The organism is Nostoc sp. JL33 (assembly GCF_017114985.1).
Lineage (GTDB): Bacteria > Cyanobacteriota > Cyanobacteriia > Cyanobacteriales > Nostocaceae > Nostoc.
The window spans coordinates 24,098-39,333 of record NZ_JABXKP010000106.1 but is presented as its reverse complement, the minus strand read 5'-3'; the positions used below and the strand labels follow the sequence as shown (position 1 = coordinate 39,333).

15 protein-coding genes are annotated in these 15,236 nt (G+C 41.0%); 7 read left to right on the top strand and 8 right to left on the bottom strand.

The genetic code is table 11. The features are described 5' to 3' along the window. Positions 1–158 precede the first annotated feature (158 nt). From deoC to HWQ23_RS33030, 5 genes are all read left to right on the top strand, one after another. On the top strand, positions 159–839 hold the full coding sequence (deoC, locus tag HWQ23_RS33050; RefSeq protein ID WP_292838092.1) for a deoxyribose-phosphate aldolase: 681 nt from the start codon (positions 159–161) through the stop codon (positions 837–839). A 142-nt stretch (positions 840–981) separates the two neighbouring features. After that, positions 982–1,974 carry a DNA repair protein RecO gene (gene recO, locus HWQ23_RS33045; RefSeq protein WP_292838090.1) on the top strand — a complete coding sequence of 331 codons (993 nt, stop codon included), beginning with the start codon at positions 982–984 and terminating at the stop codon, positions 1,972–1,974. Further along, complete coding sequence (locus tag HWQ23_RS33040; protein WP_292838189.1) at positions 1,961–3,634, top strand: MFS transporter; 1,674 nt, start codon at positions 1,961–1,963, stop codon at positions 3,632–3,634. Before recO ends, HWQ23_RS33040 begins: the two co-directional genes overlap by 14 nt. 349 nt (positions 3,635–3,983) lie before the next feature. Further along, entirely contained in the window at positions 3,984–5,132 is a 1,149-nt protein-coding gene (locus HWQ23_RS33035) for a glycosyltransferase family 4 protein (RefSeq protein WP_292838088.1), read from the top strand. A gap of 273 nt (positions 5,133–5,405) precedes the next feature. Continuing rightward, on the top strand, positions 5,406–5,849 hold the full coding sequence (locus HWQ23_RS33030; RefSeq protein ID WP_292838086.1) for a DUF29 domain-containing protein: 444 nt from the start codon (positions 5,406–5,408) through the stop codon (positions 5,847–5,849). A 63-nt stretch (positions 5,850–5,912) separates the two neighbouring features. On the opposite strand, the gene HWQ23_RS33025 is transcribed toward HWQ23_RS33030, so the two are convergent. From HWQ23_RS33025 to HWQ23_RS32990, 8 genes are all read right to left on the bottom strand, one after another. Next, positions 5,913–6,149 carry a hypothetical protein gene (locus HWQ23_RS33025; protein ID WP_292838084.1) on the bottom strand — a complete coding sequence of 79 codons (237 nt, stop codon included), beginning with the start codon at positions 6,147–6,149 and terminating at the stop codon, positions 5,913–5,915. An 83-nt stretch (positions 6,150–6,232) separates the two neighbouring features. Beyond that, positions 6,233–7,048, bottom strand: coding sequence for a peptidase (locus HWQ23_RS33020; protein ID WP_292838082.1), 816 nt, complete (start codon positions 7,046–7,048; stop codon positions 6,233–6,235). A gap of 10 nt (positions 7,049–7,058) precedes the next feature. Next, a complete protein-coding gene (secG, locus tag HWQ23_RS33015; protein WP_292838081.1) occupies positions 7,059–7,292 on the bottom strand; it encodes a preprotein translocase subunit SecG in 234 nt (77 codons plus the stop codon). A gap of 162 nt (positions 7,293–7,454) precedes the next feature. Next, on the bottom strand, positions 7,455–9,053 hold the full coding sequence (gpmI, locus tag HWQ23_RS33010) for a 2,3-bisphosphoglycerate-independent phosphoglycerate mutase (RefSeq protein WP_292838079.1): 1,599 nt from the start codon (positions 9,051–9,053) through the stop codon (positions 7,455–7,457). Between the two features lie 220 nt (positions 9,054–9,273). Beyond that, entirely contained in the window at positions 9,274–10,959 is a 1,686-nt protein-coding gene (locus HWQ23_RS33005) for an ABC-F family ATP-binding cassette domain-containing protein (protein WP_292838077.1), read from the bottom strand. Positions 10,960–11,114: 155 nt separating this feature from the next. Continuing rightward, a complete protein-coding gene (locus tag HWQ23_RS33000; protein WP_292838075.1) occupies positions 11,115–11,447 on the bottom strand; it encodes an RpnC/YadD family protein in 333 nt (110 codons plus the stop codon). 30 nt (positions 11,448–11,477) lie between these two features. Beyond that, positions 11,478–12,263: an Rpn family recombination-promoting nuclease/putative transposase gene (locus HWQ23_RS32995; RefSeq protein WP_292838187.1), complete on the bottom strand. Its 786-nt coding sequence runs from the start codon at positions 12,261–12,263 to the stop codon at positions 11,478–11,480. A gap of 82 nt (positions 12,264–12,345) precedes the next feature. After that, positions 12,346–12,855 (bottom strand): hypothetical protein, encoded by a 510-nt coding sequence (locus tag HWQ23_RS32990; RefSeq protein ID WP_365743522.1) that lies wholly within the window; start codon positions 12,853–12,855, stop codon positions 12,346–12,348. A 13-nt stretch (positions 12,856–12,868) separates the two neighbouring features. Between HWQ23_RS32990 and HWQ23_RS32985 the strand changes: the two genes are divergently transcribed. Together HWQ23_RS32985 and HWQ23_RS32980 are read left to right on the top strand one after the other, a co-directional pair. After that, positions 12,869–13,084: a hypothetical protein gene (locus HWQ23_RS32985; RefSeq protein ID WP_292838074.1), complete on the top strand. Its 216-nt coding sequence runs from the start codon at positions 12,869–12,871 to the stop codon at positions 13,082–13,084. 115 nt (positions 13,085–13,199) lie between these two features. Then, the gene (locus tag HWQ23_RS32980) at positions 13,200–15,230 is read left to right on the top strand and encodes a hypothetical protein (RefSeq protein WP_292838072.1); all 2,031 of its coding nucleotides are present in this window, start codon (positions 13,200–13,202) and stop codon (positions 15,228–15,230) included. The last annotated feature ends 6 nt before the right edge of the window (positions 15,231–15,236 follow it).

Below are 15,236 nucleotides of genomic sequence, written 5' to 3'. Positions count from 1 at the left end.
TACTTACAATAATTCCGCGACATCTACAAAGCCGACATCCAAGACGAGTTAGCAGCTTGTTTTCAGGATAAACTCGTAATAAATATGGTTTAATATATATATAAGAAATGTTTTAGTTTTTTATAAAGTTTAATAATCAATTACTGGCAGAAGACACGATGGCAGCAGACTATCCAGACATTGATATTGCGCCATTCATCGATCACTCCCTGTTAATGCCAACGGCTACTCCAGAGCAGGTTGAGCAATGGTGTGAAGAAGCATATAGATTCAACTTTGCGGCGGTTTGTCTATTCCCCACTAATGTTAAGCAAGCAGTAGAACTCCTCCACGGTAAAAACCCCAAAGTCTGTACGGTGATTGGTTTTCCTTCTGGTGCAACGACTTCAGCCGTGAAACTGTACGAAGCTCAAGAAGCGGCGGATAGTGGGGCCACTGAGTTGGATGTAGTCATGAACTTGGGCTGGTTGAAAGCTGGCAAAACTGAAGAAGTCCACCGGGAGATTGCCGAAATTTGTGAAGAGACTGGACAAACAGTCAAGGTAATTTTGGAAACTAACCTGTTGACAGATGCGGAGAAAAAAATAGCTGCTGAAATAGCTATGGAGGCAGGAGCAGCATTCTTAAAAACTAGTACTGGTTGGAATGGTGGTGCAACAGTGGCAGATGTGCGACTTTTACAAGAATTGGCAAAAGAAAGAGTGGGAATTAAAGCTTCAGGTGGTATCCACACTATCAATCAAGCCCTAGACTTAATCGTAGCGGGTGCTACTAGATTAGGCACATCTCGCGGTATGGATTTGCTCCGCCAGCGCGATAACCTGGGAAAGGGTGAATAGTCATTTGTTTCTCGTCCTACCCTGCGGTAAGTTGCGGGCGCGTCTATGTCATTTGTCCCTGAAGTTCTGATCATCCCAAACCTCTGATCAGACTTCTGTTTTTGTCCTAACCTAATGACCAATGACTATTGACCAATGACTAATGAGTAGAACCTACAAAGCAACCGGAATTAATCTTAAAACCCAGGTGTTGGGAGAATCAGATAAAATAGTGACGATTTTGACACGAGAATTCGGTCTAATTCGAGCAGTAGCTCCAGGAGCACGTAAGCACCACTCCAGCCTGGGCGGTAGGAGCGGTATGTTCGTTGTGAATGAACTATTGATTGCCAAAGGGCGATCGCTTGATAAGATTACTCAAGCACAGACGTTAAAAACTTATCCTGGTTTAGCTAAAGATTTGGGAAAATTGGCTGCTGGCCAGTATTTAGCAGAAATAGTTCTGTGTCTAGCTTTGAGCGAACAACCCCAAGAAGAACTTTATGAGTTGTTCAATGAACATCTCCATCGGTTGGAGGCGGTGTCTAGTGCAAATCCATCTGGTGTTTTGGCTCATCTGGCTCATGGAGTGTTTCACCTTTTAGCCTTAGCAGGACTGACACCGCAAGTGCAAGTCTGCTGCCTATCTGGGCGCTCCCTGAAGCCAGACTTTACAGACCCCAACTGGCAGGTAGGATTTAGCATCCCTGCGGGTGGAACGGTTTACTTAGAAGCTTGGGAACGTTTACGAAGAGAGGGGGATAGGGAGATGAGGGAGATGAGGGAGATGGCAACAGACCAATTCCCAATGCCCCATGTCCCATTCCCAATGACGCCAGTTGCCTCTCCTGTCGGAGACGCTGCGCGAACAACGGAGGGAACCTCCGCAACGCACTGGCTCCCCAATGCCCAAACAGTTGTTGTGCATCGGCAAGAAATACCTGTGATTTCTAGTCGTCTGGGTGCTATTGAACTGGCTTTGCTTCAACATCTGTCACAACCAGAGATAATGCAAATTGATAGTGCTAGAGATCATGACTGGTTATCTGTTGAGCAGATTTTGCGCCAGTATGCCCAGTATCAATTAGGTCGCCCTATTCGCTCTGCTACCTTGATCGACTCTTATTTTGCTGCCAACCATGATGCAACCGTCTGATTTGGATAAAAAAATCCTGCCTTTGTCACCAAGCCTTGTCAAAAAAGAGAATCGGGCATTAGATCCTACAGTTAAGAATCACTTGAGTGCCATTTCCAAGTGTACACCTAGTCAAATGAATGGACAAGAAATGTCCCCAAAAGACGCTTCTAAAAACGATCAAAGTTGGACAGAGGAGATCCCAAAAACTGATGTTTCAAGTCAATTAGAAACACCATCTGAGGACAAATTAACCACTGCTGAGGTAGATAGCAACGGCGATGCCTACGGCGGGCAAGACCTACGCAATGGGCAGAATTTGCCAGCAGCCACTATTCCAGAAAAAGAACCACCGAAATTAGATGGGTCTGGTTCAGGTGGAAAAATTGTTTCGGGAAACGTAACACAGCAGGGGTTTTGGCCTGTATTAAAAAACCCTAATTTCCTGGCTCTTTGGGGCGGTCAAGTTTTTTCCCAACTAGCAGATAAAGTTTATTTGGTGCTGATGATTGCTTTGATTAATACTCAGTTTCAGGCTAGTAATCAGAGTATTAGTGGTTGGGTATCAGTCTTGATGATGGCTTTTACTATTCCAGCAGTATTGTTTGGTTCCGTTGCTGGCGTGTTTGTCGATCGCTGGTCGAAAAAGGCTGTGCTGGTGGCAACAAATGTTTGGCGCGGCATCCTGGTTTTATCAATTCCCTTCCTGGTGTGGTTGACTCATGATTTGCAACCCATAGGAGTGCTGCCAGTAGGTTTTATAATCATCCTCTGTGTAACTTTTTTAGTTTCAACTCTGACGCAGTTTTTTGCACCGGCAGAACAGGCGGCAATTCCTTTGATCGTAGAAGAACAGCATTTACTCTCGGCAAATTCGCTTTACACGACAACGATGATGGCATCAGTGATTGTGGGGTTTGCCGTTGGGGAACCATTGTTAGCGATCGCCGATGGACTTTGGTTGCAAATTGGTGGTAGTGGTAGTTTGGGCAAAGAATTTTTAGTAGGTGGCAGTTATGCGATCGCTGGACTAATTTTATTCCTCCTGGCAACCAAGGAAAAACACCACGACCCCGATACAGAATTCCCTCACGTATTCTCTGACTTGCGGGATGGTTTCGGCTACCTCAAAGCAAATCATCGCATCCGCAATGCTTTGCTTCAGCTGATTATCTTGTTTTCTGTCTTTGCAGCATTAACTGTTCTAGCCGTTCGCATGGCAGAAATAATTCCCAACATGAAAGCCTCCCAGTTCGGCTTTTTACTAGCAGCCGGCGGTGTTGGCATCGCTGCGGGAGCAACAATTCTCGGTCAATTTGGTCAACGCTTCTCCTATACCCAACTAAGCCTGTATGGTTCTATGGGCATGGCAGCATCCCTGATTGGTCTATCAGTATTTACAACCCAACTGTGGCTAGTCTTGTTACTGGTGGCGCTATTAGGTATCTTTGGAGCGCTAGTAGGAATTCCCATGCAAACAGCGATCCAAACAGAAACACCTCCAGAAATGCGTGGTAAAGTTTTTGGCTTGCAGAACAATGTAATTAATATTGCCCTCTCCTTACCTTTGGCATTAGCTGGTGTAGCAGAAACCTTTCTGGGATTACAGGTAGTTTTTTTGGGATTAGCAGCGATCGTCTTTTCAGGAGGTATATTAACCTGGTATAACTCACATAAGTAGTTATTAGCTAACAGGAGTTATTATTCATTACCTTGAAGTAATTACTAATTTCTTTAAAGCTTTTGTGTTCATGGTAAACTGTCGTCAGTGAAAATTTATCACATACTTGCGGGATATCAATCTGACATTAGTCAGAATAAGTTGTTTAAATATCAGAAATTAACAGCTTATAAGTAGAATAAATAAAGCCATAAATCCACTGGTTTAATCACCTTAAAATAGGGTTTTTAAACTAGATTGTGGTGGGATGTAATAAATAAAAAAACCAGCAAGTATAGCTAGATATAAAAATCACAAGGGACACACAAGATAATAAATCAAACCCGCTTTTCTTACAGCTAAATAAAGAATGCGTATAGCCTGGATTGGAAAAAAATCGCCCTTTTGCGGCAATGTCACCTACAGTCGAGAAATTACAAATTCCTTGCTAGATAGGGGACATCAAGTTAGCTTTCTTCACTTCGCCCAGGAAGAGTCGGAACCTGACAACTGGCCAAATCTTCGAGAGGTTTCTCTCCCTTTCATTTACAAGTCCCAGGTTTACACAATTCCCACTTTTAAAGCGACCAAAGTTTTAACCGATTCGTTGCGGAAAATCAAGCCAGATATAGTCCATGCTTCCTTGACGCTATCTCCTCTAGACTTTTTTCTACCGGAAATCTGTGAGGAACTGAGGTTGCCCCTAGTTGCCACCTTTCATACACCTTTTGCTGGTAAAGGGGCAAAACTGATATCGGGTACACAACTTTTGGCTTATCAGCTCTACGCACCTTTTTTAGTTAATTACGATCGCGTGATTGTATTTTCTCAAATTCAGCGAGAATTATTGGCAGGGATGGGTGTAAGGAAAGAAAATATTGCTGTAATTCCCAACGGTGTTGATACCGCTAAGTATTCTCCAGGACTTTCTCAAGTCAAAACAGAATTTAAAGCTGAACGCTTGTTTGTTTATCAGGGTCGGATAGCACCAGAGAAAAATGTCGAAGCCCTCCTCCGGGCTTGGAAGCAGTCGGCAATGGAACCTGGTACTAAGTTATTGATTGTTGGCGATGGCCCTTTGAAGTCTTCTTTAGAGCCGTTTTTTGGTTCAGAATACGGCATTACCTGGTTAGGATTTGTCGCTGATGAAGACCGGCGCATCGAAATTTTGCGGGGCGCAGATGTATTTGTTTTACCTTCATTGGTAGAGGGTTTGTCCCTATCTCTGTTAGAAGCAATGTCATGTGGACTAGCTTGTTTGGCAACAGATGTGGGTGCAGATGGAGAAGTATTGGAAAAGGGCGCAGGTGTAGTTATTAATACAAAAACAGCGCGATCGCAATTAAGAACCCTTTTGCCAGTCTTCCAAGACCATCCAGAGTTAACAACCTTACTGGGGCAAAAAGCTAGACAGCGTGTATTAGACCGCTATACCCTTAGTAAAAATATTACTCTGCTGGAAGAACTTTATAAAGAAGTTTTAGCACAGCGACCTCTACCGCTAAGTCGTAGAGCGTAGGGAAAGAGAATAAGTGCGATCGCACTGTAAATTATTAGATGGCAATGAGTGCGATCGGGCAAAATACAGATACCTGACTAAGAATTCTCTTACCAGTTTTACCAACCATCTAGAGTTAACGAAATGAAGTATGATGCAAGTCAGATAAAGTTGAAAAATATCCCTGACTTAGAGCAGCTAGAAGATGGAAAGTGCTGCCGAACATACGTCTAGTCCTGAATTAGTTAACATGAAATAATAAATAACAGTAAATTAAAGCTACAAAATCAACAAATGACTGCAATCATCGACATAAAAACATTATATGAATCCAATTACCTGCAATGGTTAGAGGAGACTATTAAATGTCTCAAAAATCGACAATTAGCAGACGTTGACTATGAAAACTTAATAGAAGAATTGGAAGATTTGGCTAAGAAGGAAAAAAGGCGAGTAAGAAGTTTATTGGAACAAATTATTAGACATTTATTACTTTCTCAATATTGGGATTTAGAAAAGCCAAGAAATGCTAATCATTGGGCTGCTGAAATTATTAGTTTTCGGAACCAGCTAAATGAAGATTTAAGTGCCAATTTACGCAATCATTTAGAAGAGAATTTCAGCATAATTTATAGCAATGCCTTAGATTATGTTAAGGCTAAAACAAATTTAACCAATTTACCTGAATTATGTCCTTATACCTTAGAGCAAATTTTGGATAAAAATTGGTTGCCTTAATCTCTGATTCTTTACACGACACATATTCATATTTTAATTCAGCAACATCATAAAATTAAGTCATTACAATTTATCATATTCTTCTGGTTCTACGTTAGGCACTTTATTCAAAACTTGCTGAAATTTTTCCCAACTACCGCTTTTGGCTTTTTCTTCCAAATAGCCTTTGGTCATCCATGCGGAAACTTGTGCAGATAAGGCAATGGTTGCAAGTTGTTCAATGGAAATATTTTCTCTTGCTGCTAAAACTTCAATTTGTTTATATAAAGATTCGGCTAGCTGTACATTTAAGTTAGTCATGGGATTTCTCCTACTATTTGCAAGAATTCTTTGGGTGAAACTACCCTCAGCCCAAATTTTTGTATAGTCTACCTATCAATCAATTAATTAATCTTTGAATTATCTATTAAAGACCATCCTAAAGTAGTTGGCTGTTCATAAACCCGCTTTAGAGTATTTACATCTCTGGGAGAAATAGGCGACGGGTTACGAACTTGAGAAAAGTATAAAGCATCAGTTTGTAGCGGACTATGACCCCAAATTCCTAGCGCATGACCGAATTCGTGACGGGCTGCTGCTTGGATATACTCACCTGTTTGACTGGGACTTAACAAGATGGTGAAGCGGTGGGATAAAACTTTGTTGCTGGTGTATAACTCGTAAGTAGTTTGTGCCGATCGCGCACGGGGTATATTACTACCAGGAGAAATTTGTAGAGGTGGCGCTTTTCGCACAATCGTAATATCAGCAATTTCTGGCTGTTCGACTATTGTTAAAGGTAAATAAATACTCCACTCCTGTACACCCTGCAAAACATTGTTAACCCATGCTTGAGCTTGTTTTTCGCTGACGGTTTTTGGTGGTTCTACGTAAACTCGAACAGGAAATTGTGACCAGACTAAATAACCAACTTGGGTTGTTCTGACTTGGGAAAAGTAGTCACCACTGTTAGTGCTATCTTGCCACTCTGCGAGTGTGGGCGGTAAGGGATGGAGTTTTGGGGGAGATGAAGTGGGGAGAGAAATTATTAAACTTGAATATTCATATTTTGGTATTATTGTAAACGCATCACTCGACTGGAGATTAGTAAGAATGATTAATAGCCCTGTGCCAATAAACAAGGCAAGAGCTGTAATTAACCGTCGTGAAATTAAATTTATTAGGGTGTTAACTATCTGGTGTTGGGTTCTTTTCCCCATTTACCTATCCTTATTTAGGCAGCCAACCAGCACTTAAAACTACTGTTAAACCGAGAAAAATTACTGTCAATGCCCAAGTAATTCGGTTTAAAGTGTTTTCTGCACTTTTGGCGCTGCTAAATAGCTGGGCTTGTCCGCCAATGGCTCCAATGCCATCGCCTTTGGGGCTATGCAGTAAAACTAAGATAATCAAACCAGTGGCAGAAAATGCCCAAATGCCTTGCACGATATTATTAACTGTCATGGGAGGAATCTCATTTATAAAAAGTTTCAAAAAAGAGGAGTTGGGAGTTGGGAGTAGAGACGCGATTAATCGCGTCTGTACAGGAGTTAAAAGTTAGGAAAGTTTTAATTGATCACTATTAACTCTTAATTATTAACTCCTCACTATTAACTCCTAACTCTTTTACAGCCCTACTTGCACGGGGGTGCGACTGCGTTGCAGCTCATATTCTGCTGTTTTTAAGAGCGATCGCCCTGTCATTTCTGGTGGCTGAGGCAGCTGTAAAATCTCTAGAATTGTGGGGGCGATGTCGGATAGCTTGCCATCGCTTCGCAGTTCGACATTTGTACCATATCCAGGGATTTTGACTTTCTCTCCTTCCACCAAGATCAAGGGGACTGGGTTAGTGGTATGAGCTGTCCAGGGATTACCCCCATCATCTACCATATACTCAGCGTTACCGTGATCGGCAGTAATAATTGTTGTACCCCCGGCTTTGATAACGCTCTCTAACAAGCGTCCCAAACAGCGATCAACTGTTTCAACTGCTGTAATGGTAGCGTCGATTTGACCAGTATGCCCAACCATGTCTGGGTTGGCATAGTTAATCACAACTAGAGAATATATGCCCTTTTGAATCGCGGCGATCGCTACATCTGTAACTGCTACTGCTGACATCGCTGGGGCGTGATCGTAAGTCGCTACCATCGGGCTGCTTACTAGTTCTCGATCTTCTCCAGCAAAAGGTTCCTCCAGACCCCCATTAAAGAAATAGGTGACGTGGGCGTATTTTTCTGTTTCGGCGGTGCGGAACTGATTTAGACTATGATTGGCTATGACTTCTCCCAGAATGTTACTGAGATTCTGAGGCTCAAAGGCTACAGCCACGGGTAAGTCTGAATCATACTGCGTAAAGGTGACAAAAGATAGCGGTGTGATTTGCTCTCTTTCAAAACCGTTAAATGTGGGACTGACCAAAGCTTGAGTCAGTTGTCTAGAGCGATCGGGGCGGAAGTTGAAAAATATCACCCCGTCCCCTGGTTCTATTGCGCCGGGAGCAATTCTAATTGGGTTGATAAATTCGTCTTTTACCCCTTCGGCGTAAGATGCTTTCAAGACTTCCACAGCTTTGAGACCATTACCAACACTATCTTGAGTCATCACATCATAGGCGCGTTTGACCCGATCCCAGCGGTGATCGCGATCCATCGCGTAGTAGCGACCGCTGAGGGTGACTATGCGCCCAATTCCTGTGCGGTCTATATAATCTTGCAGCAGTGTGATTGCTCTTACACCGTCAGTTGGGGCGGTGTCACGACCATCGGTGATGGCGTGGATACAAACTTCTGGAATTCGCTCTTTCTTGGCTAAGTCAAGTAGTCCGAATAGATGGGTGATATGCGAATGTACCCCTCCCTCAGAACAAAGCCCGACTAGATGCAGCTTGCTATTCCGAGAACGAACTTCCTGGCAAATTTTGACGAGTGCTGGGTTTAAGGCAATAGAACCGTCTTCGACCGCATCAGAGATGCGTACCAGTTCTTGCGGTACAACTCGCCCAGCACCAATGTTCAAATGACCAACTTCCGAGTTGCCCATTTGACCTTCTGGCAACCCTACGGCTTTTCCTGATGTGTGGATGAGGGTATGCGGGTAAGCTGCCCATAAACTGTCCACGATGGGAGTTTTAGCAGCAACAATAGCGTTTCCTCGCGTTTCCTCGCAGTAGCCCCATCCGTCTAAAATGACTAGCACCACAGGAGCAACAGGTGCTTTGGTCATAGTAAAATTGCCCTTTACTGTTTGTAATACCCGAATGATACCACTGCTAATCCACGCCGCAAGTGAATTTTTGCTTATTAACTTGTTTTATGAGGGACTTGCAGTTTTTTGAAATATTTTTAACTTTTAGTAATTTTCCTGTGATCTTTTTGAACGCTAATAAGGAGTGATTACTTAGTAGTAGCGCTTGTGCACTACTACTAAGGCATTACCCAATCCCTCATTTCCTTTTCGTGGAAGCTTTTGCAGCTTTCTTCGCAGCTTTTTCCGCAGCGATCGCAGCTAACTTTGCCTGTTCTTTTTCTTCGGCAATTTTCTGGAGATAGTAATGATAATCTCCTAAGTAAACGCGGAATTCACCATCACGAATTTCGACGATTTTGTTCGCTACCTCAGAAATAAAATAGCGATCGTGGGAAACTACAATTGCCGTACCATCATAATTTTTGAGCGCTTCTTCCAGCATTTCTTTAGCTGGAATATCTAGGTGGTTTGTCGGCTCATCTAAAATTAGTAAGTTCGCGGGACGTAAGAGCATTTTTGCCAACGCCAGACGAGCTTTTTCTCCTCCACTTAATGCCCCAACTGCCTTAAATACTGTGTCACCACTAAATAAGAAGCGTCCCAAAAGCGTGCGGACTTCTTGATTATCCCAGTCAGGAACTTCATCATGGATAGTTTCCATGACAGTTTTCTTCAAATCCAAGGCTTCAGCTTGATTTTGCTCAAAGTAACCCGGAAGAACGTTGTGATCGCCTAATTTAACGCTACCTTCTGTGGGTGGTTCCATACCCATAATCACGCGTAAAAGGGTAGATTTTCCTGCACCGTTGGGGCCAAGAAATGCAATGCGATCGCCCCTTTCAATCAGGAGATTTGCTGCCAAAAACAGGATTTTATCACCATAAAGATGAGTTAAATCTTTAATTTCCACTACCTCGCGTCCACTGCGGGGTGCAGGGGGAAAACGGAAGTGTAGAGTTCTCATACCACCAACGGGTGCTTCAATGCGCTCGATTTTGTCGAGTTGCTTTTCCCGGCTTTTTGCCTGGGTACTGCGAGTAGCACTGGCACGAAATCTATCAACAAAGGTTTGTTGTTTCTCTAATTCTTTCTGTTGGCGTTCGTAAGCGCTAAGTTGTGCTAATTGACTTTCGGCTTTTTGTGACAAATATGCCGAGTAGTTACCTTGGTAACTACTGGAAACGCCACGTTCAGTTTCCACAATTTGGGTGCAGAGGCGGTCAAGGAACTCCCGGTCATGGGAAACTATTACCATCGGCGTAATCAGCCCTCTGAGGTAATTTTCCAACCACTCAATGGTTTCTAAATCCAGGTGGTTAGTCGGTTCATCCAGCAGCAACAAGTCGGGTTTTTGCAGGAGGATTTTACCTAAACTCATCCGCATTTGCCAACCACCACTGAAAGCGCTGACGAGGCGATCGCCATCTTCTAGCCCAAACCCCATCTCTGGTAAGATTTTTCCGATGCGTGCATCTAAGTTGTAACCATCCAAGGCTTCAAATTTGCGCTGCAAGCGATCTAACTTGTCGATCAGTCGATCCAGTTCCTCTGGGGTAGCCGTTTCCATCTCTTGTGGCACATGCGCCAGAGATAACTGTACTTCGTTGGCTTCTTTGAAGACAGTCCAAAATTCTTCTCTAACGGTGCGGGTGGGGTCTACTTCAAACTCTTGGTTGAGGTAGGCTATGTGTAAGCTATTAGGACGGATAATTTCGCCGGCGGTGGGTTCAATTTCCCCAGAAATGATTTTGAGTTGGGTGGATTTTCCAGCACCGTTGACACCGACTAAGCCAATGCGATCGCCTGGTTTAACTTCCCAGTTGATATCTTTGAGAACTTCGCCTGTGGGATAAATTTTACTTATATGTTCTAGTCGCAGCATTAAGTTTCTCTCAGGTAGGGAGTGGGTGGTTGAGGACGAAGTACTAACACCGCCTCTAATATTAACAAAAATTAACTATAAATTCGTCGTGATCAAGTCTGGAAGCCACAAACCAAATTTGACTTGAGCCACCCATAAAATTTACCACATCCCCCTCAAGGCTGAGTTTGTGCTACTTGTTTGACTTCTTCGACACTGAAACTAAATGCCTCTGCCACTTGTTCCACAGTCACCCCCAATTTTAATAAGGTGGGTATTAATTTTAATTTGGCTCTACGCTCTCCTTCTTGCATGGCATCATGATAAGCTTTTGCGTTTTGAACTTGGTTTATGGTTAAACCTAATCCCTCCGCAACTTGCTCAATAGTTAAAACTAAATCTAATAGACGAGGTACTGATTGCATTAAACCTTCCAAACGCCCTTCTTCAAATGCTTCTTGATAAACTTTTGTATCTTTGAAACTCATAGTTCCTATGTTGTAGTCCACCAATTCCTCTACTCCTTGATCAGAAGAATCCTACTGCGCGGCTTGTCTGACTTCTTCGACACTCAAATCTAACGCTTCTGCTACTTGTTCTACAGTCAACCCTGCTGCCAACATTCCTGGTACTGCTTTTAGTTTACCTTTAAGCTCACCTTGTTCAATGCCTTGTTCAATGCCTTGTTTAATGCCTCGTTCAATGCCTTGTTCAAGACCTTCCTGAAAAGCTTCCTGATAAAATCTGGTTTGCTTTAACTCGCTTAATCCAAACATTTGCTCCATCTCCTCCCTAGTTATTGTGGGAAATTTGTAAGCCAAAATAGTCTCTATAAATTGTAATAATTGCTGCTGTTTTGGTGGTGAGCTTATCTCTGACTTGGTTCTGTCTATTAACTCTCTTGCTTGTGCGATCGCTATATCATCGGTTGCAATTACTAATTTAGCAGTTGCAATGCCAATTGGAAGCGATGCAGCCTCACCTAATTCATCCAAATAAATGCGCCTGACGCGCCCACTTGTGAAAAACTCACGGTAATGTTTGATATCGCCTGTATCTATATTCCTGTTTGGGTATAAAACCACAGCACCCCAGTCATTTAATGGTTGATTCTGACGGAGGTATAAACATATTTCTGCAATTAGCCGTGAATAAATTTCCCCATCAGCTTGAAATTGCACTTCCACAAAGTAAATCTGGTTCTCGCTTCCTTGTGTAGGCAGAAATACACCATCGATTCTGAAGCCTGTTTGTTTGATTTCAACTGATGAAAATTGATAGAGGCTAGCTGATTCTGGAGGATTACCAATAAGTTCAAAAAAGATATCAGGGAATTCTTAAAACAGCCGATAAAAGATGATGTCTGTTTTCACTATTTTATATCATTTGAATATTTTAATTTGCTGTTTATATGTTACTTTGTTCTTCAGAACCATCCCGCACTTCCAGCAACCGCTCTTTTGCAATCCCTAATATACGTGATATGGGCGCTAACAAACTATCATCAAATGCTTCTCCAGCATAAATATTATTCAGTTCATCGGGGGATAATTTAAAGCTATCGCAGAATTTAGTAAACTCCTGGTTACTCAAGTCAAGTTCTTTTTGTCGATCAGTAAGTAGAATAGCGATCGCTCTAGTTCCATGCTTGGGACGCTCACTAGTTATTATATATTTACCCATTAAATAATTGACTTTATTCGGATCGCCGCCCATTTTTTTAATTAAATCAGTACAAGCCATTTTTAAGGCTTTCTTTAAAACTACTTGCTCATTTAAAAACTTAATAACTTCACTGGCATAATCTGGTTTAAAAAATCCCACCAAATCACCTTGATGATAAACTGGTATATAAGGATCATTTGATTCAACTTGCCAATCTAAAGGCTCATTGCGTAGCGACATAGCTGCACCCATAAATCATTTAAGATTGCACCATTTTAAAACCATTTATTCCTTAACTGCCAGTAAAAATATCCTAGCCCTGGCGATTAGAAATCGCAGCTATACAGACAAAACCCACCTCCGTGGGTTTCAACTTGCTGGAGTCCATGCAGGCGGACTTAGTTTGTGCAGCCGTTATGTATTTCTACCAGAACCTCTAACTCAGCCAAAATTAGCGATCGCTCTGCTCATATCCAAGTGACTAAAGGCTTGCCATAGGCGCGTTTGGTGGTTTTATGAGGCTTTTGTTAGATATTCAACCATAATGGGCATACTGTAAATATCAAGTAAGTAAGCATCGAAAAAGGGTAAACAGTATGTTGACGATAACGTGGCAAGAAGAAATTGCATCCTTGAAACAAAATTTGAGGAAAGAAATTAAAAAAATATCAGGTCATTCGGAAATTAATATATCTAATCATATTTGCATCAATAACCTGAAATCCAAGTTAGAGCGATTAGATGAAATAGATAAAATTCTTAGTATAGAAAAATATAAAATTGCTTTTATAGGTACTATTGGTCAAGGAAAGACCACAGCTATTTGCCATATTTTTAACTTAATAAGCGACTTCAATGTTTCCAAAACTATTGCTGGTAAACCTCGGAATATAACCGAAACTAAAGAATTACTATCAACGGGAGGAGGTAAAACTACTATATGTGAAGTAATTATCAAAGCTGCGGAAAAAACTTACATAGAGATAGAGCCTTATGCAGTTGACGAAATGGAAAATCTTATTTTTGAGTTTTGCGAACATATTGCAAATAAAGACAATCCTCAAGCAGATCAGAAGATAATTATTTCTAAAGAAATTGAAAGGGCTATTAGGAATGTTACAAAAATGAAGTTACACTATAAAACAATTAATGATGGAGAAAAAAAGAAAATTGAAATAGATATAGCTAAGGAAGAATTTGATAAGCTAGGATTAGATGAATTAAAAAAACTTGCTTTGAATAATGCAAAGCTTGAATCTAGAACTACGAATAAGATTGAATTTAATAATCAAAAAAATGAGCAAGAATGGATAAAAAATACCTTTGCTGCCATCAATAATGTTGAGCTTGAGGAATTTGCTATTCCGAGAAAAATATATCTTTATGTGAGCTATGATGTTTTATCTGGATCAAACTTGTCTCAGTTCGATTCAGTTGTAGATACTAAAGGACTTGATGAAAATCCAATTCGTAAAGACTTGCAGAAATATATTGAAAATCAGGATACTATCTGTCTCTTTGTCACTCCCTTTAATGATGCTCCTGAAACTAATATTAGGGATTTAATAGGTTATCATCTTACATCTAAATCCAAAGATTTTCATCATAGATTTATAACTTTGGTATTGCCTCACAAAAATCAACCTGAAAAAGTGAATGGATGTGATGGAGATTGGGATACAGGAATTCAAATCAGAAAAGAAGAAGTTCAAGCTACATTTAGGAATTTAAACCTAGATTTTTTCCTGGAAAACATTTTGTTCTATGATGCTTTTAGGTACTACCGTGATGATATAGTCAAGCTAAATACTGATATTTACAGTGATGAAAATGTACAGGCAGATAAAAATGAATTCATTGAAGCCATAGCCGGTGTAGTAGAACGTAGACGAAATATTTTATTGGGTGAAATAAAGAATATCCAAGAAAACTTTACGAGAATAAAAAATGGTGATGCTTTGACCGAAGCAGAAATCAAGGCAATTGAAAATGCCATTCAGAAGATAAAGGATTTACGGGATTTAAGTAAAAGAGTACAAAGTTTTAATTATAAAGACCAAGGTACAGATAAAGGTTTTGTTACTAAGTATGTTGAACATTATCGTACCAATCCTAAGGCATGGAACACTAAACATGCTATCCATAGAAACTTCGGTTACTATGAGCCAAGAAATATAGACATATATTACGATATGAGGGTTTTTGCTGAGGGAAGAAATGAAGATGAAATGCTGAAGAAGTTTACCAAACAACCAAAACAGGAATTAGAAAATATCCTTAATGAGCTTACATCTGCGAATGAATCTTTAAAAACATTTATTCCTGAATTAGTCATACAACTTAACTCATTTTATGACAATTTTATAAGTGAAGTAGGTGTCAAAGTTCAATATGAAGCTAGAAGAAAATTATCACCTCAAAGCGCAGATTCTGAATTCTGGACGGCTTTAATTAAAGAGAAAGGCAAGGTACAGCTTCCAGGTGAGAACTATACAAAGAATGTATGTAGGACATTGAAGAACGAACTTGAAAGTGAGCAAAGCCTCAATACATTTTTAGAGATTAAAGCAGGTGAGTATTGGGCAGAATTAGTTACTAAAATATTAAGCTTTTTCGGAGAAAAATAGACAGAT